Source organism: Zooshikella ganghwensis DSM 15267, from assembly GCF_000428585.1.
In the GTDB taxonomy this organism is placed as follows: Bacteria; Pseudomonadota; Gammaproteobacteria; order Pseudomonadales; family Zooshikellaceae; genus Zooshikella; species Zooshikella ganghwensis.
In genome coordinates, this window is sequence record NZ_AUAF01000002.1 from 78504 (window position 1) to 96756 (window position 18253).

Here is an 18253-nt window from a genome sequence, read left to right on the forward strand (position 1 = left end):
GGCCACTTCTGCGTTCCAGTGACATTACACCATGTAATACATGTAAGGAGTTCGCCTGACGTTTCATAGTCGGCGGCACTAGGGCAGTTTTGGCTGTGGTTTCCGTAATATCCCCTACACTAAACCTGTGATTACAGATAAATCACTCACAATAAACACAATATGACTAGGAGTAGGTCACAAATGAGAACTTTTAAATTAACCTCACTGAGTGCAGCAGTTCTTGCAGCTAGTGCACTTGTTCCAGCAACATCTCAAGCTAATGGCTTTATAGACGATAGTAGCGCTACACTCAGCATAAGAAATTACTACTTTAATGGTAATGGTATCAATGGTGATAGCTATGATCGCAAAGAGTGGGTTCAAGGTTTCCAATTTGAATACGAATCAGGGTATCTATGGGACATTATTGGCTTCGATTACGCCGCTGGTGCCGCATTTAAATTAGACCACCCAGGCCATAGCCCCACAAACCTACCTCGAAGTAGTGATGGTGATGTAAATGATATAGCAGGAACCAATAAGGCCAACCTAAAAGCCAAGTTTGGTGATGACGATATGAATGTCAACTTGCGGTTTGGCCTACAAAGGACATGTACAGAATTATATTGCCCATCAGGCTCACGTATTTTGCCTGCCACCGCCTACGGTACCTACCTAGAAGGAAATCTTTCTAGCCTGAAAGTATACGGAGCACAGTGGACAAAAACTCACAGACGTGAAAACAGTTATTTTGCTAAGGATCTTGAAGATGATTTTGGTAATGAAATAGATGATATAACTCTCATAGGGGCCGCCTACAAGTTTGATATGGGCTTAGGTATTTACGCTGAGTGGGGTAACTCAGATGACTACCTTGAGAAACACTTTTTCAAAGTCGACTACACTTTTGATTTAGGTAGTGGCATAACCTTACTAGTTGATGGTCGCTGGGCTAAACAAGAAGAAGATGGAGATGGATACAGTAATCAAGGCCATGAAAGTCAGTATTGGAACTTAACAGGTACACTCACGGTTAATGACTTTTATGTCAAGCTAGGTTATAACAAAACCTCAGATGGTGACTGGCAGGCTAAGTGGCATAATGACCATGACCAAGATGGTGTTTATAACTCAACCCTAGACCAATGGCAAGGCTACAACCGCGAAGATGAAAAAGGATGGCTTGTCGGTATTGGGTACGACTTCGCGAATATTGGTTATCCTGGTTTAAATGCCAGTACTTACTATGCCTATGGTAGTGGTATGAAAGACACATCCCTAAGCGGAAGTGATCATAATGCACATGAGTGGGGACAATATGTTTCTTACAAAGTACAAAGCGGCCCCATGAAAGACCTATCAGTCTCATGGGAGCATTACCATACGGCGAACCCCGCAAGTACTGATGATGATACCAATCGTATTAAAATCAAATATGATATTGCCCTCTTTTAAGAATTAGCTAAACTACATTCTAAAAACGCTGCATTTGCAGCGTTTTTTATTTGAAACGAAAGTTGTAGATGTATCCTTCCTTGTGGCTATATAAACCCATAATGAATCGTTTTTAGGTGTCAAAATAAAGTGGTATATACTCACAGCGAAGGGTTATTTAGGCGAGGCCACCGAGCGATGAAGCCCCAGGAGTTTAGATAAACTAAATGACTGGGGTGGCAGTTAAATGCTCCTGCATAAACTGCATTGCCACCATCCTTGGCGGTCAAGAGCGATGGTAACAAAGCCTAAAAATCATTCGCGAAGAGTATATTTATATTTTATAAATATTCTTTTAATTTATATTTAATACAGATCTGCAAACAATAACCTTGCTCCTGAATACCGGCTGCGAAAAGTATCCATGCATAGTTAAGGGTATTAATGAGTGTATAAATGGAAAATATATTGTATACCCTTGGCTAATCAATTTTATGTGTGCTACCACTAGAGCAATGCAGGAGCAATTAACTGCCTCCCTCAGCACTTTGAAAAGAGTTGTGGTTGCTATCGCTAGCCTTAACAAACCAGACTAGCCCCACCAAAAATCCTTTACTGTGGGTATAAACATAAGGAGCTGTTTATGCAATTATCTAAAATTACACCACTAAATACCTCATCAAGGCTGGTACTTTATACTTTTTTATACAGTACACTCAGTATTTATAATACTACAGCTCATGCAAACAGCTCTGAAGCCAAACTTGATTTAACGCTTAGAAATTACTACTTCAACCGGGATTACCGCCATGCAAATGGTGACATTAGAGCGGGCAACCAAGATGGTAAACGCAAAGCCTGGACCCAATCATTTCTTTTTGACTATCAGTCTCCATACTGGCATAACCTGATTGGCAGTGACCTTTCTATCTGGAACACACTTAAATTAGATGGTGGAAAAGGAACTGGTAGAAATGCTTTAACAATTACCCAGGAAGATGCAGATCAAGTAAGCTACTCATCACTCGGCGTAGCACTTATCAAGTTTAATCTAGAAAGTTTCTGGAATACGACAGTAAAGGCTGGCCGCCAAACATTTGAAACCCCTTTGGCCCTGTATTCAGATAGCCGCTCACAACCTTCTGCTTTTTCTGCAGTTCATATTCATAGCCAACCTGTTGATCGTTTTAATGTAAATTTACTGGGAATATACGAAGCCAAAGATAAAGACGATAGTGGCTTTGATGATATCCATTATGAATACGGATTTGCCATTAGCCGAGATAAAATTGAGCATGCATATACATTAAGCATGGATTATACCTATGAAAATGGTCTCTATTTAGCCGCTCAGGCATTGACAGCTAAGGATGCCTATAATGCTTATCACTTAGAAGCAAGTTATAGCTTTCCACTTAATAACTGGTTAAACATTGACGTTGCAGGACTTTGGGAGCGACAAAAAGACACTGGAAACTTTAATGATGACAATCCAGGTTCAGTAGGTATTGATAATGATTTATTTAGCTTTAGCTTAGCCTTTAGACTAGGTGACTACTCAAAATTTACTATTATTTCACAAAACCTAACAGGTGACAGTGGTTTTGATTATTTTGCTGAAGGTGATCCTTGGTGGTTCAATAGCATCCAATATTCAGACTTTAACTTTGAGGATGAAACATCTTGGCAAACTCGATTTGATTATGACTTTTCTGGTATTGGTTTTCCAGGTCTTACAGGTCTGATTCGTTATGGTTACGCCAACGATGCCAAACCCTTTGATAGCAGTACCAACGATGAATATACCGAGTGGGAACGAGACCTTGAGTTACGTTATCAAGTACCGAGTGGGCATTTAAAAGGTATGGATATAAGAGTACGACATGCAACCTACCGCTCCCATCAATCCATGGGTAATGGTGGTGCCATTGACGAGTTCCGCATTATTGTTAATTACACATTACCATTAATATAACCACTGTTTTTTTAATGCTAGAAAAATCGGTGCTAAATACGCTGTGCTAAACAAAAAATGCACCCGTTAGTGGGTGCATTTTACAAAACACTACAATTAAGATGCTGATCAGCACCTTAAAATAGCTTAGCTTTCAGCCATGTCTTTCAATTTTTTCAATGCACGTACTTTTACTTGCATAGAAGCAGGCTTAGCTTTAAACATCATTTCTTCACCTGTAAAAGGATTCACCCCTTTACGCGCTTTAACTGCAGGTTTTTTCTTAGTTGTAATTTTAAGGAGTCCAGGCAGTGTAAACTCACCGCAAGCACGCTTTTTGATATGACGCTCAATTACGTTTGCAAGCTCATCCAACACATTCTGTACATCTTTTTTGGCTAACTCAGTAGTCTCAGCCAACTCATTCAGTAACTGAGTTTTAGTGTATTTTTCTTTGATAGCAGCAGGTGCTTTGCGTTTTGCTTGTGCCATTGCTATTTAACTCCAAGAATAAAACATATTTTAACTAAACGAACCATGCTTCCAGGCTTTTAACTCTTTCATTGTAATATACGTCAACTAAAGAGTATGCCTATAGAAACACTTTAGATTTCAGTCAGTTATCCTTGATAAAAGGTCAATTATCATTTGGGACAAAATAATCTATAAAGTTCGCTTTGTCTTTACAATGGATTCAGATAATGACTGTCGCTAAGTATGTAAGACAATGCTGTGTATTTGGGAAGTACACTAAACCAAACGATTGAGCCAACTTGTTACTCAACACAGTTTGGTAAAAAGCTTGTATACGCAATAGTACTTAGCACACACAAAATCTCTTAGATTACAGCTTAAAAAGCTTATCATCATAGCAGGAAACTATAATACAAGTCTTTCCAGGACGCACGCTTTTTATACTGAAAAATAACATTTTCTTTTTCTTTTTTTACATAAACAACAGGTTTAGCCTGACTTAGTTAATATGTCAGCTTAGAATCCTCCTACAGATTCAATGTCTTAGACTACACTTAAGGAGTAAAGCCTAGTGCTTTAACTTATGACAGTAGTATAAATATACTTTTTGCTTTGTGTACTAGTGATGGCTTTCAATCGCTTTTCTGGTTAACCCCTTTTACTCTTTGAGCAAGCCATCACTTAACTTTTTTAATCATCACTAAAATTAAATATAAACAATATGAAATTAGCCAAATTACTCCGCATCGTACATTGTTATCTTGGGCTTATAGCCTTTTTGTTAACATTAATTAGTGTGCCTATTTTTTTTCTAGAAGCACATATGCCTCTACCCTCAATAGATGCTTTGAATATGTTAAGCCTTTCACTCATCAATCTCCTGGTCGGCAGCCTGTTCAGCTTACCGCTATCACAACGTTTATGGTGGCTTCAGCTGCTTGGCTCCATACTGTTACTTATTAGTTTGTTAGCCAGCATGATTACAGCACTCACAGACTCTTCTCTTTTTCAAAGCCTCCATATAATCTGGCTAATGCTGTTTGGTGTAGTATTTTCCGCCTGCGCTCATTGGCATAACTTCCGGCTACACGCCAACATTGTTTGGAATACAGCTGCTCGGGAAACAGGAACTGTTAAATGGTTTAATGTCAGTAAAGGGTTTGGATTTATTTCTCGAGCACGAGGTGATGATGTGTTTGTTCACTTCAAAGCAATACGCGGCCAAGGACACCGTACTCTCACAGAAGGTCAGCAGGTTGAATTTCTGGTAACCGCTCGTGATAAAGGTTTACAGGCTGAGGATGTGGTCAGTACTCCACCTGATATGTTCCACTTGGAGTATGGTGAAGATACGCCCCCTCCCCCACAAAGTAATAACGACTGATAATGTAGGCAAACAAGGATTTGTCTCAATAGAGCCCACAAAAATGTTAGATCTACAGAAGCATTACAGGATCTAACAAGAGTGGCTTAAATAACGCTAGTACTTCTTTTTAAATCAGAAAAGTCGCTACCTGCACAGCCCAAAAAATGCTGTGCAGGTAATGCGCTTTTGCTTCATTTAACTGATGCTACTTTTCGCCCCCCCATTACCTAATCTTATGGGTAACAGGGATTGATTAATAATGTGGAGGCTTCTCAGCTTGCTGTGAAGCTTGAATTAACTCAGGCAATACTTGTAACTGGTCCTTAAGGTAATCCACCTCTCGTCGTAAGGCATCAATCGACTGTTGTTGTTCAGCAACCACCTTATTGAGTGCCTGTAACAAGTCTTCTTGAAACGCCACTTGCGTCTGTAAATCAATAAGCATCTGATCCATCGTGAGACCTTTTAACACTCTGTAGCGTAAGTTAAATACGTTGTAAATACCGTGTGCAAACGTGCTTTAAGCGCTTCTACAGCCTCTGGCTCATAAGCTTTTGCGGGTAACTTACCCCATACTGGCTCTGGCCAGGCATCATCGGACTGTTGCCGAGCAATAATGTGAATATGCAGCTGACGTACTTTGTTACCCAGTGCAGCAATATTCATTTTATCTGCTGCAAAAATATCTTTAAGCTTTTCACTAATGTAGCTTACTTCCCACCACAACTGTTGTTGATCTTGGGCTGAAAGTTGGTAAATTTCTTCAATACCAGGCACACGAGGTACTAAAATAAACCACGGGTATCGTTGATCATTCATTAATAACAAGGATGATAAAGAAAAGTCCCCAACCTTAATCGTATCCTGTTGTAACTGTTCAGCTAAAGTAAAACCTTTCGTTACTTCCATCTTTCGCTATCCTCTCATCAACACCATAAAAATACACTAATCACAGATATTGATAATATGTGATCATAGCAATCCGCAGCAATGCACCGTAAAATACCTGCTTTTTGGAACACAACTGGTAGCCAACTATGCGCACAACTGAATTCTTTATTCCCACCTTAAAGGAAACGCCTACTGATGCCGTAGTTATCAGCCATCAACTGATGCTGCGTGCAGGAATGATACGAAAACTGGCTTCAGGGTTGTATACATGGTTACCGCTGGGTTTACGTACCTTACGCAAAATTGAACGTATTGTTCGTGAAGAAATGGACAAAGCTGGGGCAATTGAACTATTAATGCCTGCCGTTCAGCCAGCAGAGCTTTGGCAAGAGTCTGGGCGCTGGGAGCAATATGGCCCTGAGCTACTACGTATTAAAGACCGTCACCAACGAGACTTTTGTGTAGGGCCGACTCATGAAGAAGTCATTACGGATATCGCTCGTCACGAACTCAGTAGTTACAAGCAATTACCTATTAATTTTTACCAAATTCAAACTAAATTTCGTGATGAAATTCGCCCCCGCTTTGGTGTCATGCGTGCCCGTGAGTTTGTCATGAAAGATGCTTATTCATTCCATCTGAATGAAGACAGCATGCAGCAAACCTATGAACGCATGCATACTGCTTACTGCAATATCTTCGATCGTTTGGGCCTCAATTACCGCGCAGTAGTTGCTGATAGCGGGAGTATTGGTGGTAGCACTTCACATGAGTTTCACGTATTGGCAGAGTCAGGTGAAGATGCTATCGCCTTCAGTAATAGCAGTCAGTACGCTGCAAATGTTGAAAAAGCCGTTGCCTTACCAGACACAACAGCACGCCCTGCGGCTACAGCCGAGTTATCTAAAGTAGAAACCCCTAATCAGCATACGATTACGGATATTGTCTCCTTTTTCTCAGTTGAACCAAAACAGACACTGAAAACACTCGTCGTCCATGGCAACCCAGATGAACAAGGTAATACAACACTGGTTGCACTTGTAATTCGCGGTGATCACCAGCTGAATGAAGTCAAAGCTGAAAATATCCACTCTGTCGCTCAACCACTCACATTTGCCTCTGATGCAGAAATACAAGCACAACTCAACTGCCAGCCTGGTTCCATAGGCCCAGTGGGTTTATCTATTCCTATTGTGGTAGATCACTCTGCAGCACACTTAGCTGACTTTATCTGTGGTGCCAATGAAGATGGCTACCACTATACGGGTGCCAACTGGGACCGTGACTGCCAATATACAACCGTTGCCGATATTCGTAATGTCGTCAATGGTGACCCAAGCCCCTGTGGCCAAGGGGAGCTTGTTATCAAGCGAGGTATTGAGGTAGGACACATTTTCCAGCTCGGTGCTAAATACAGCAAGGAACTGAATGCAACCGTTTTAGATGAGCAGGGTAAGTCAGTGACTATGCTGATGGGTTGCTATGGTATTGGTGTATCACGTATTGCAGCGGCAGCCATAGAGCAAAAAAATGATGATCATGGGATTATCTGGCCCGACGCGATAGCACCCTTCCAAATTGGTATTGTGCCACTGAAAATGGATAAATCAGAGCAGGTTAAAACTACAACAGAACAGGTTTATCAACAACTTACTGCTGCAGGTTTTGATGTTTTGCTCGATGATCGCGATCGTAAAACCAGCCCAGGTGTAAAATTTGCAGAAATGGAGCTTATTGGGGTGCCACACCGTATAGTGATTGGTGATCGCGGCCTAGCAGAAGGTACTATTGAATATAAGCACCGCTCTGCAGAAGATTCTACGACTGTACCTGTATCTGAAATTGTCGATTTTTTCAAAGATAAAATTACACTTTAATAAAATGCTTATCGGATACATCCGATATGAAGTGCCCAATGGGCACTTCACTTAAGCACCTCATCGCCTATTCGTGTAACTTAACAGTATTTTACTTTTCAAAAATATAATGCAACAAGTAAGGTATAGATAAGTAAAATCTGGCAGGATTGCCTTTTGGTCATTAACTTTTATGCAGCAACTTCACGTTATATCAAATCAACTTAAAAACGATACCCTTTTTCAACTAGACTTCAAAACTGCTTTATGTCTGGCTGCCTTTTTTTTGAGTTTATTTGTTCAACCAGGTTTTGCTGGTCGACAACAACCCGCTGACGCAGAAATCCGCTCATTATTAAAAAAGACCGTCAGTGAAGCCTCTAGCTTTTATGATAAATATGATGCTGAAGTGTGGCTTGTGGATATGAATTCTCGTATGGCTCGCTTTGTCAAAGCACCAGATAAACGGCTAGCCATGCTCAAAATGATCCACCAAGAAGCAACCCGTGCAGGATTACAGCCTGAACTTGTACTCTCTGTTATTCATGTAGAAAGTTTATTTAATCGTTTTGCTGTTTCCAGAGTAGGTGCTCAGGGAATAATGCAAGTGATGCCTTTTTGGAAAAACGAAATAGGCCGCCCGCAAGATAACCTGATTGATTTGGCCACCAACTTACGCTACGGATGTACTATTTTAAGTCACTATATAAAGAAAGAACGAGGCGATCTAATTCGAGCTTTAGCGCGCTATAACGGCAGTCTTGGAAAAACCTGGTATCCCCGCAAAGTTATGACCGCCATGTATAAATATTGGTATCCCCAATAATCACTACACTACTTTGCTCATGTAATAAGCCTTTAGCGCACACCAAATTCATGATAATCCTCCCACGGTATTTCACTTACCTCGATATGCTGTACATCAGCCATCGGGGGGCCCTTTGACAACCAAGCCTCAAGCGAATTCACCGCTTGACTATCGCCACACATCACAACCTCTACTCGCCCATCAGGAAGATTGTATGCATAACCAGTAACCCCTAGCTGTACCGCCTTAAGCTGAGTAGAACCTCTAAACCACACGCCTTGAACTCGCCCAGTCACCCACGCTTTTTTACAGATTTTTGTCATAAAAACTCCATTTTACTCTCAACAATTTAATCCTTATTGTTAAAAAAAGGCTATTTAGCATCTCTTAGAAAACCGTAAGCAAACCAATCAGCTATTTTTATTGAGCAGCGGCTATTACTTGTTTTATTGATTCTAGTGTTTGCGGACCTACCAATTGTTTCACCACCTTTCCTTTGGGGCTGATTACTAACGTCGTAGGTAACACCTGAGGTCTTGTCCAGTTTAGCTGAGCGGTTGGGTCTTGCTTAAACACAGGAAACGCTATTTTCAGCTGAGCAACTTGTTGCTGTAACTCTGTAATATTTTCAATATTATCAAAGTTAATGCCAAGTACACTCACATTGGCTTGTGTGTCTATTTTGTTAAGCTCTGGAATTTCTTTTATACAGGGTGTGCACCATATCGCCCAGTAGTTAATCAGTAACCACTGTCCCTGATAATCAGTAATATCAAGTGGTTTCCCGTAGCTGTCATAAAAATCAGGACGATTACAACCAATTAGACTTAGACAAAATAACAAAAGCAGAACTATTCTGAAATGTAGAATCGTCATAAGGCTGTCACTAGTTATTGAGTGGAGAATTATAAGTGCATTAATTAAATACTTACTGAATCGAGGTGGATAATAACGCGAATATCCTTTGCATGCGATAGCAGTAAGGAGAGCTTATGCCAATGAGCAGCCTAGAATTATATATACCAAAACAACAAATTACTCGTAGTGCAATTATCAATTGCTCCCCAAAGGCCATAAAACAAGAGTTAAAAGAACTTCCTCTCGCCAATATGCCTGCTGCTTTGCGGCAAGCCTGTGCCTTACTTTCTCTTATAAATCGAACTAAATTCAGCGACTCTGCCCGCTTAGGCATAATGCAGTGTTTTGATAACACCTTTCGCAATATTAATGATTATTACCACTCTAAAAGCCAGCAGTATATACAGCAGATTACACCTACTGAGCAGCACAAACTCTCTGAGCTAAAGGAAGAAATGTCCTTTGGCTATAAAATAATACTGCAAGAAGCCATAAGCAGAGATGACATGAACCATAAGCCAATGGCTGATATTATTTATATGGCTATGTTTTATCTCTGCCAATGCCTGATGCAGCATTATGATACATTTACCCAACCCGGACTGTACCTCTGGAAAGAAGTCAATCACTTATTTAAGTTTGCAGAAGACCACAAGTTTTATCGAATTGCAGTCAAAAGACAGTTTCAGCCCATAGCTGGCGAAAATGTCGAAGAACTGTACAAGCAAATAATGCTGGTTGAAATGGCCAACCCCTATCATTTAGCACCAGGTGAAGCCTGGTTCCTTTATTCTTATTTAGGCAAGCATGCTAATTATGCCAGGATGACAGATAGCTCTGAGCAATCTGACCCTTCGCAATACTTTTCAATTAATCTCAATAGTGAGCAACGCCCACATAATGCCTTTAGTCACTCGCAGCGGAGTGATGACCCTATTCGCTACTTATTTCCTGAAAAGCTTGTTGCCCTTCTTGACCAACATGTAAGTACACTTGCAGGTGGCCATCGGCCCGCTGAAATCGGCATCCCAACAGCGACAAAAACTCAGCAGGTCATTGAGTTATTGTGCAATGTAAAAGAAGTATGGCGCCAAAGCCGACATCGTTTAGGGTTACGCATTCCCTGTAATTCATTTACTGCTATTGTCTGGGGCGTTGATACCATTCATCAGTTACTATCACCAGAAAAACAAAAAGAAGTTTTACAGGATAGTCAGTTACACCGCACAACAGGCCGCATGGTTAACGAAAGTGAAAACGGGTTTTGCCTAAAATTAACCCATGTTAATTATTCTGACTTTCATAATGGCCAAGTCATTGCCATGCGCAGTGATAAGCAATCTCACCCCCGCTGGATACTGGGCATTATCCGCTGGCAACAACAAGACACTGAAGCACAGGAAAGTCTTGTGGGTGTAGAATACATTCGCGGCTTAGTTCGTCCTATCACACTCAAAACACTTACTGAAAAAAGTAAAACCCAACGTACAACAGATGGCTTACTTGTTACAAACAAGGTTAATGGCCGACAGCAGCATAGCGTTTTAGTCAATGCTGGCGTCTACATTGCAGGTAAAGGGCTGCAATTAGAAGTACCTCAGCAAGGCAAGGAGTATGATATTCAAGCTGATGACTTACTGCAGCATACATCATGTGTTGACCGTTTTTCCTTTAAAGCTTACGTTGCTTGAGGGATACAGGTCAGTATTATGATGTGTATCTTCGAACCCTAATTGATTCCCTGAGTGGTAATCAAAAAGCTGTGTTAGCGTTATGGGTAGTTGTTGCTCTGCATAATGGTGAATATGGGCAATACGTGCTACTAAAAATCCTAACCACTCAGGCCATGACTGTTGCTGGATACGACTTAGCTCATTTTCACTGGGAAGTTGCCAAGGGATAGAACGGCAAAATGACCAGCAATTAACCAAAGCTAAATCATACCCAAGAATCAGCTCTCCACTATCATCTTTGGTGATAATACCCTGCTCATACAGCCATTTAGTACATAATTCCCACTGTTCTTGACTTACTGGCCAATTAGCCTGGTGCATATGTTGATAGCTTGTCGTCAGTCCTTGCTGGAATCGCACCCGAAATACCTCAGCAATAACAATAACGGCAAGAGATGTGGGTAAAGGTTCTCGGGTCTGCAAATCATGCCAAAAATTCAAAGCTCTTACTAACTCAGCTCCCAACAAAATAATATTCCAGGAAAGGTAAATCCATAATAAAAACAGAGGAACTGCCGCAAATGCGCCATAAACTAGCTCATAACTTGGCGATAAAGAAACAAATAACGCAAAACCTTTTTTTGCCAGTTCAAATAAGGCTGCCGCTAATAGCCCGCCTAATAATGCGTGCTTAAAACGAACGGGGCGATTAGGTACTGCGATATAAATCAAGCAAAATGCTGCAGCCGTAAGGAGTGGAGGTACTATTTGCAACAGCCACTGACGACTAATAATTAAATCCGTCGCATCCATAATAAGTTCGACAGAAGTAATATATGATGTCAGCGCAAACCCACAGCCCAGTAGTAGTGGTCCCAAGCTTAAAATAGCCCAATATAATAAAAAGCTGGCAAGCCCTTTTCGTCCTTGCTCTACACGCCAGATTTTATTGAGCACCTCTTCTATGGTTTTTAACATCAGCAACGCAGTGACAATCAAGAATGCTACCCCCACAAACGTCAGTTTACGTGCTTGTGTAGAGAAGTCAGCTAAATATGACTGTACTGTCGCACCGGCGGAAGGCACAAAGTTACTAAATATAAAACTCTGAATTTCATCACCCACGCCCTGAAATGTCGGAATTGCTGCAAGCATGCTGTAAGTAACAGTCATTAATGGCACAACAGCAAAAAGTGTTGTATACGTCAGTGCCGCAGCGCTTTGTAAACAGCCATCCTGAACAAAACGCTGGCCAATATAACGGGCAAATACGGCAAGCTTACGCAATACCATCATCAATTCCATGCAAAAGCTCCAGTAGTTTTATATGCCTACCAGTAAAGGTACATTACAAATGTATTGTATTTAACATGATACTAGTTTCTTAATCGTACCACTTACCTTCCACCTTACTTAGGGGCAAGGTAAACTCTACACAGCCAAAAAGAACCTTTAATCATTACTAGGGCATCATATGAGTGAACTGATTTTTTATCACAACCCCCGCTGCTCAAAATCACGCGCGACATTAGCGCTTATTGAAGCCCAGGGGCATACGCCAACAATAGTAGAATATTTAACTACACCGCCAACAGTGCCAGAGTTACAAGACATCATCAAAAAACTTGGCATTCATCCCCGTGATATATTGCGAACCAAAGAAGAAGAGTATAAAAGCTTAAACCTGGCTGACCAAAGTCTTAGCGATGAAGCTATTCTAGCTGCAATTACTGAGCACCCTAGATTGTTAGAACGACCTATTGTCGTCACCAACAACCAGGCCATTATAGGGCGGCCACCTGAAAATGTTTTACCCTTACTGGCTTCACTAACATGAGTTCGGCAAATGTTACCGCCATCAAGCACCACAGTATGAGCATAGTGACCAAAGCGTTATACATTACATTAATTCTCTATTTAATCTTGGATACCTGGCTTTTACGTCCACCTGAAGGTGTATCCTTAGTAGTTATCACGCTGGTTAAGCTGCTTCCCTTGTCTCTGTTATTCCCCGGAGTCTTTCACGGTAAGCCTCGTACCTATGCCTGGCTGTGCTTTATCCTAACAATCTACTTTACCGCAGGTGTGCTCGCGACGTGGCAAACACCTGAACAATGGCAAAACTGGTTTTTAACGCTCACCAGTTCCACTATGTTTATTACCAGTATGCTATATATTCGCTGGTTTTACAGGGCCCACTAGAGGCCCTACTTATCCCAGAACCCACCCACCTTCTATCTGTAGTGTGCCACTACTTAAACCAGCATGTGATTAAAAGCTCGCTTATCCCCCTGACTCTATGTGTTTACTCCTAAGTGATCACAGACAAACATAATCATCATTGTCAGAAGAAAAGTTATACTATAACATTTTATTCATCTGGTAGATTTTCCGTTCTTAGGTAATCCCTAGTGTTAAACTGATAATGCAATGAAACCTTTCCTTAGGCGAATCAACATGCTTATCGTGGCAGGACTGGCTATATGCTATGTTATTGCCACCTGGCAAGGTCATATCCACCTCAATTCAGACCATGAGGAGAGTGGCCCATGCTTTCTATGCCAGTTTCATAGCAATGCCGGTGTACCCGCTCAACCTGTCAAGCATCTATCATCTCAAATACACTCTACCTACACTCAATACCATGTCTTTCAGATAACTTATTCCACATTTTTTGCCTTTGTTATTCGTGCGCCACCAATGATTGCTTGTTAGCTAGCAACGCTACCTCACACACTTATTAACAACTTGATGGTTTTTCTGTAAATGACAAGTACTGACTCCCAGCGCTTGTTGTATACAAGCGTCTTCGTAGCAGTGCATTCTTCACTAGCAACAGAACTACCACAGGTTCAGCATCATTATTTGGAGCGCATATATATGCAAACACCATTCAAAGCTATCACTTCAGCATCACTGCTTTTTTTTCTTGCACTCCCTGCTTCAGCAGAAACACGTCAACATGGTGCCCATGAGCATGGAAGTGCCACACTCAATATTGCCTATATCGATAATACATTAGAGGTTGAACTGCTCTCCCCTGCGATGAACCTGGTAGGCTTTGAGCATATGCCTGAAAATGACGAACAGTTTAAACAACTGAATAACGCATTAGGTGAGCTTAAAAAAGCCCATCAACTCTTTGGTCTTCCTAGCACCTGTAAGCTCAAGCATATAGAGTTTGAAGGAGAGCTAGTTGAGTCACTAGCAAGCGCTTCAAAAGATAAGCATCATGAGGATGATCACCATAAGGATGACCATAATGAGCATGAGCACGAAGAGGAAGGGGGCAATCATAGTGATATTCAGGCACACTATAAATTCAGCCCCTGCAAAGATATCAAGCAATTAAATATTAGTTTACTCAAACAGTTTCCAGGTTTAGAGCATGTCAACACGCAAGTGATTACCAGCAGCCATCAAACCCAGTTGGAGTTAAATAGCAAGCAACAACGTGTTCCTCTCAACAAGTGATCCGGTAAACAGCGCTATTTAATTTAAATGATTATGCTTAGGTGTGCTGAAGTGACGCCTAAGCAAACGGAAACAAACCATGATGAGTGATGCGATTATTCAGCTGCAAGCACTACAGTTCGCCTGGAAGACAGATCAGCCCATCCTGCAAATTGATGAGCTAGTCATTAAAAAACGTCATAAGATGTTTATAAAAGGACCTAGCGGCTGTGGTAAAACTACCCTGCTGGCACTGCTTGGCGGTATTTTAAAACCGCAACAAGGACAGATAACCATACTTGGGCATGACATCACCCAGTTAAGTAATAGTCAGCGCGATCTCTTTCGGAGTGAACATATTGGCTTTATTTTCCAAATGTTTAACCTACTGCCGTATTTATCTGTCTTGGATAATATTACGCTACCCTGCCGATTCTCTCAAAAGCGACAGCAACGTATTAAGGAGAAACAAGCAACCCCTCAGTCTGAAGCCATGCAACTCGTCGAGACTTTAGGCCTTCCCAAAGGCGTACTGTCTAAACCTGTAACTGAACTCAGTATTGGTCAGCAGCAACGCGTAGCCGCAGCACGTGCACTGATAGGTGGTCCAGAAATCATCATTGCCGATGAACCCACATCAGCATTGGATTACGATGCTCGAAAAAGCTTTTTGTCACTGTTATTTGAAGTATGTGATGCCTACCAGGCAACCCTGCTTTTTGTCAGCCATGACCCGACTTTAGAGACTTTATTTGACGATACCCTTTCTCTAATGGACATCAACAAAGCCACACCCCATCATTTTAGCCATCAAGGTGACAACCAGCAGATGAAGGAGGTGAGCTAATGACACCAACACTTAAACTGGCCTGGCAAAGCCTTCTCAACCGAAAAATAACCGCATTATTAACTGTTTTAGCAATAGCCATCAGCGTAACACTGCTACTCGGTGTTGAAAAAATTCGTACAGAAACTAAACGCAGTTTTCTTAGCACTTTATCAGGTACTGACTTAGTCATTGGCGCTAGGACAGGTCCTGTACAACTCATGTTGTATAGTGTTTTTCGCATGGGTAATGCAACCAATAACATCGACTGGAAAAGCTATCAGCATTTACAGCAACACCCGCTAGTAAAGTGGACAATCCCCCTTTCTCTTGGAGACTCGCATCAGGGATTTCGCGTCTTAGGAACAGATCAGGGTTATTTTACCCATTACCAATACGGTGACCATCAGCCGCTAAAAATCCGCCAAGGCAAAGTTTTTGCTGACATTTTTGATGCTGTCATTGGGGCTGATGTGGCAAAAAAACTGGGCTACTCCGTGGGCGAGTCGATTGTGCTGGCTCATGGTGCTGGTAAAACCAGCTTTATGAAACACTCTGATAAGCCTTTTACCGTTGTGGGTATATTGGCCCCAACAGGTACCCCCGTAGACCAAACCATTCATGTATCACTGGCAGGCATCGAAGCTATTCATTTAGGCTGGGAAAATGGTGTTCCTGCAATGGGTAAACCTCGAGTCACCGCCGAGCAAGCTCGTCAGCAGGCATTAGAACCCAAAACCATTACCGCCGCTCTGGTTGGGCTAAAAAGTAAAATAACAACGTTTCGATTACAGCGGGAAATCAATGAGTACAAAGATGAGCCATTGACAGCCGTCCTACCAGGCGTTGCTTTAGCAGAGCTATGGAGTCTTTTATCTGTCGCGGAACATGCACTGTTAATTATATCTGCGTTTGTTGTCGCTACCGGCCTTATTGGCATGTTGACATCAATTTTAATGTCTCTAAATGAACGAAGACGAGAGATGGCTATTTTGCGCTCAGTGGGAGCACGTCCAGTTCATATATTTTCACTGATGATGACAGAAGCAGGACTGCTAGCCACTATTGGCTGCACCCTAGGTGTTAGCCTGCTTTATCTACTGATGCTGATTACTCAGCCCATTATCAGCAATTATTATGGCGTGGCCTTAGCCATTACTCCGCTTACTCACTATGAGTGGCTTCTAATCCTGATCATTATTAGCAGCGCTTTACTGATGGGGTTAATACCTGCTTGGCGTGCTTATAAAAACTCTCTAGCAGACGGAATGACAATAAGGGTTTAACTCATGTTAACAAAGCGATTAAAACACTTAGCTTTTAGCTTATTACTTATACTCCCACTAACGGCAATGGCAGACGTTAAGACGTTAGACTGGATGGACCTTATTCCTGAAGAGCTACGCAAAGCGTATATCGAGCAACAAGATGTTGCTACTATTGATAAGCTAACATCAACGCTACTTGAAAAGGAACAAAAGCAAACCGAAGTAAAACTCTCTGCGCCTGTCGTAATGGACTTAAACCAGAAGGATGTTCGTATTCCTGGCTATATCGTACCTTTGGATATGAGTAAAGAAGGTACCGTTAAGGAGTTCTTACTCGTACCATTCTTAGGTGCATGTATTCATGTCCCACCACCACCACCTAACCAAATCATTCATGTGACCTCAGAAAAAGCTGTCATCCAGGCTGATGCACTGTATGAGCCTTACTGGATAACCGGTAAGCTAACCATCGCACAAGTCAGTACCGATATTGCTGAAGCTAGTTATGCACTTAAAGCTTCTCAAATTACACTCTATACAGAAGAAGATGCTGAACAGGCTGCTGCGGCTGAAAAAGCAGAAGAAGCTAATACATCAGCTAAAAGCGAAAGCACTAAAGACAAAAGTACTGAAGGCAAAAACGGACAGGAAAAAAGCAAGTAGTGTTTTTCAGTAAGAGGGACTAATCAAAACACAAGAAGGTGATCACCAATCCATCACTTGCTTAACAAAAGGAATGGTTAATTTGCGCTTGGCCCGCAAGGATGCTTTATCTAGCTGGTCAAGTGCACTAAATAACGCCTGTGTGCTTCGTGGTGAGCGATATAAAATATAGCGAGCCACTTCATCACTCACGTCTAAACCACGCATATGTGCCCTGAGCTGAAGCGCTGTTACTTTTTCCTCATCCGTTAAGGGCAAAACCTGAAAGACAACCCCCCAGGAAAGACGAGAAAGTAAGTCCGGTAGATTAATTCCAATATCTTTAGGTGGCGATGACGCTGCGATTAATAATCGACGCTTTGCATCTTTCACTCGGTTGAATAAATGAAATAATGCTTCTTCCCACTGACGATTACCTGCTACAGCCTGTAACTCATCAATACAAATCACATCCAGTGTTTCCAAACTATCCAACACCACAGGGCCGTATGGCAAAAGCTCTGCAAGCGGCAAATAAACACTTTTTAACTGATGTAAGTCTGCCTCATGACAAGCAGCCTGCAATAAGTGACTACACCCAACACCTGGTGAGCCGTAGATAAATACGTAAGGTTCTGCTTGCCCATACTCCGCAGCATCAAGGGACAATGCCATTACTACAGGCTGATTCCGGCCACTGTAAAAATTAGCAAATGTCGCATCATCTCTAAGCTGTATTCCAAGAGGCAGCTGAATTGGCGAACTCAT

Annotated in this window: 19 protein-coding genes and 1 pseudogene; 13 read left to right on the forward strand and 7 right to left on the reverse strand. The window is 41.7% G+C overall.

The window, feature by feature from the left end:
* Positions 1-183: 183 nt before the first annotated feature.
* Together F607_RS0100970 and F607_RS0100975 are read left to right on the forward strand one after the other, a co-directional pair.
* Positions 184-1437, forward strand: coding sequence for an OprD family outer membrane porin (locus F607_RS0100970; RefSeq protein ID WP_027706537.1), 1254 nt, complete (start codon positions 184-186; stop codon positions 1435-1437).
* 622 nt (positions 1438-2059) lie between these two features.
* The gene (locus tag F607_RS0100975; protein ID WP_027706538.1) at positions 2060-3391 is read left to right on the forward strand and encodes an OprD family outer membrane porin; all 1332 of its coding nucleotides are present in this window, start codon (positions 2060-2062) and stop codon (positions 3389-3391) included.
* Between the two features lie 126 nt (positions 3392-3517).
* On the opposite strand, the gene F607_RS0100980 is transcribed toward F607_RS0100975, so the two are convergent.
* Entirely contained in the window at positions 3518-3862 is a 345-nt protein-coding gene (locus F607_RS0100980) for an HU family DNA-binding protein (protein ID WP_027706539.1), read from the reverse strand.
* Positions 3863-4961: 1099 nt separating this feature from the next.
* Between F607_RS0100980 and F607_RS35375 the strand changes: the two are divergent.
* Positions 4962-5150 (forward strand): annotated as a pseudogene (locus F607_RS35375) (cold shock domain-containing protein); the annotation flags it as partial.
* A gap of 313 nt (positions 5151-5463) precedes the next feature.
* On the opposite strand, the gene F607_RS0100990 reads toward F607_RS35375, so the two are convergent.
* Positions 5464-5664, reverse strand: a complete 201-nt coding sequence (locus tag F607_RS0100990; RefSeq protein WP_027706540.1) for a SlyX family protein — start codon at positions 5662-5664, stop codon at positions 5464-5466.
* Between the two features lie 11 nt (positions 5665-5675).
* A complete protein-coding gene (locus tag F607_RS0100995) occupies positions 5676-6119 on the reverse strand; it encodes an HIT domain-containing protein (RefSeq protein WP_027706541.1) in 444 nt (147 codons plus the stop codon).
* 128 nt (positions 6120-6247) lie between these two features.
* Here F607_RS0100995 and F607_RS0101000 point away from each other — a divergent pair, with 128 nt between their 5' ends.
* A complete protein-coding gene (locus F607_RS0101000) occupies positions 6248-7978 on the forward strand; it encodes a proline--tRNA ligase (RefSeq protein WP_027706542.1) in 1731 nt (576 codons plus the stop codon).
* A 172-nt stretch (positions 7979-8150) separates the two neighbouring features.
* Positions 8151-8783 (forward strand): lytic transglycosylase domain-containing protein, encoded by a 633-nt coding sequence (locus F607_RS0101005; protein WP_084611050.1) that lies wholly within the window; start codon positions 8151-8153, stop codon positions 8781-8783.
* 32 nt (positions 8784-8815) lie between these two features.
* Here F607_RS0101005 and F607_RS0101010 read toward each other — a convergent pair whose 3' ends face one another.
* Both F607_RS0101010 and F607_RS0101015 read right to left on the reverse strand, forming a co-directional pair.
* Complete coding sequence (locus tag F607_RS0101010) at positions 8816-9088, reverse strand: acylphosphatase (RefSeq protein WP_027706544.1); 273 nt, start codon at positions 9086-9088, stop codon at positions 8816-8818.
* 97 nt (positions 9089-9185) lie between these two features.
* On the reverse strand, positions 9186-9641 hold the full coding sequence (locus F607_RS0101015) for a TlpA family protein disulfide reductase (RefSeq protein ID WP_027706545.1): 456 nt from the start codon (positions 9639-9641) through the stop codon (positions 9186-9188).
* Positions 9642-9763: 122 nt separating this feature from the next.
* On the opposite strand from F607_RS0101015, the gene F607_RS0101020 reads away from it, so the two are divergent.
* Positions 9764-11314 (forward strand): hypothetical protein, encoded by a 1551-nt coding sequence (locus F607_RS0101020; RefSeq protein WP_157365341.1) that lies wholly within the window; start codon positions 9764-9766, stop codon positions 11312-11314.
* On the opposite strand, the gene F607_RS27605 is transcribed toward F607_RS0101020, so the two are convergent.
* Positions 11273-12601: a YihY family inner membrane protein gene (locus F607_RS27605; RefSeq protein WP_051310640.1), complete on the reverse strand. Its 1329-nt coding sequence runs from the start codon at positions 12599-12601 to the stop codon at positions 11273-11275. The two genes, F607_RS0101020 and F607_RS27605, sit on opposite strands and share 42 nt — an antisense overlap.
* A 169-nt stretch (positions 12602-12770) precedes the next feature.
* On the opposite strand from F607_RS27605, the gene arsC reads away from it, so the two are divergent.
* The 7 genes from arsC (at position 12771) to F607_RS27620 (ending at position 17506) form a co-directional block, all read left to right on the forward strand.
* Positions 12771-13133, forward strand: coding sequence for an arsenate reductase (glutaredoxin) (gene arsC / locus F607_RS0101030; protein ID WP_027706547.1), 363 nt, complete (start codon positions 12771-12773; stop codon positions 13131-13133).
* A complete protein-coding gene (locus F607_RS32430) occupies positions 13130-13498 on the forward strand; it encodes a DUF2069 domain-containing protein (protein WP_051310642.1) in 369 nt (122 codons plus the stop codon). The genes arsC and F607_RS32430 overlap by 4 nt, the downstream gene beginning before the upstream one ends.
* A 255-nt stretch (positions 13499-13753) precedes the next feature.
* Positions 13754-14011, forward strand: coding sequence for a hypothetical protein (locus F607_RS0101040; protein WP_027706548.1), 258 nt, complete (start codon positions 13754-13756; stop codon positions 14009-14011).
* Positions 14012-14062: 51 nt separating this feature from the next.
* Entirely contained in the window at positions 14063-14770 is a 708-nt protein-coding gene (locus F607_RS27615) for a ZrgA family zinc uptake protein (protein WP_051310643.1), read from the forward strand.
* Positions 14771-14849: 79 nt separating this feature from the next.
* A complete protein-coding gene (locus F607_RS0101050; protein WP_027706549.1) occupies positions 14850-15596 on the forward strand; it encodes an ABC transporter ATP-binding protein in 747 nt (248 codons plus the stop codon).
* Positions 15596-16861, forward strand: coding sequence for an ABC transporter permease (locus tag F607_RS0101055; RefSeq protein ID WP_027706550.1), 1266 nt, complete (start codon positions 15596-15598; stop codon positions 16859-16861). Before F607_RS0101050 ends, F607_RS0101055 begins: the two co-directional genes overlap by 1 nt.
* Positions 16862-16864: 3 nt before the next feature.
* Positions 16865-17506, forward strand: a complete 642-nt coding sequence (locus F607_RS27620; protein ID WP_051310645.1) for a DUF3299 domain-containing protein — start codon at positions 16865-16867, stop codon at positions 17504-17506.
* Between the two features lie 42 nt (positions 17507-17548).
* Here the strand turns inward: F607_RS27620 and hda are convergent, their stop codons facing one another.
* Entirely contained in the window at positions 17549-18253 is a 705-nt protein-coding gene (gene hda, locus F607_RS0101065) for a DnaA regulatory inactivator Hda (RefSeq protein ID WP_027706551.1), read from the reverse strand.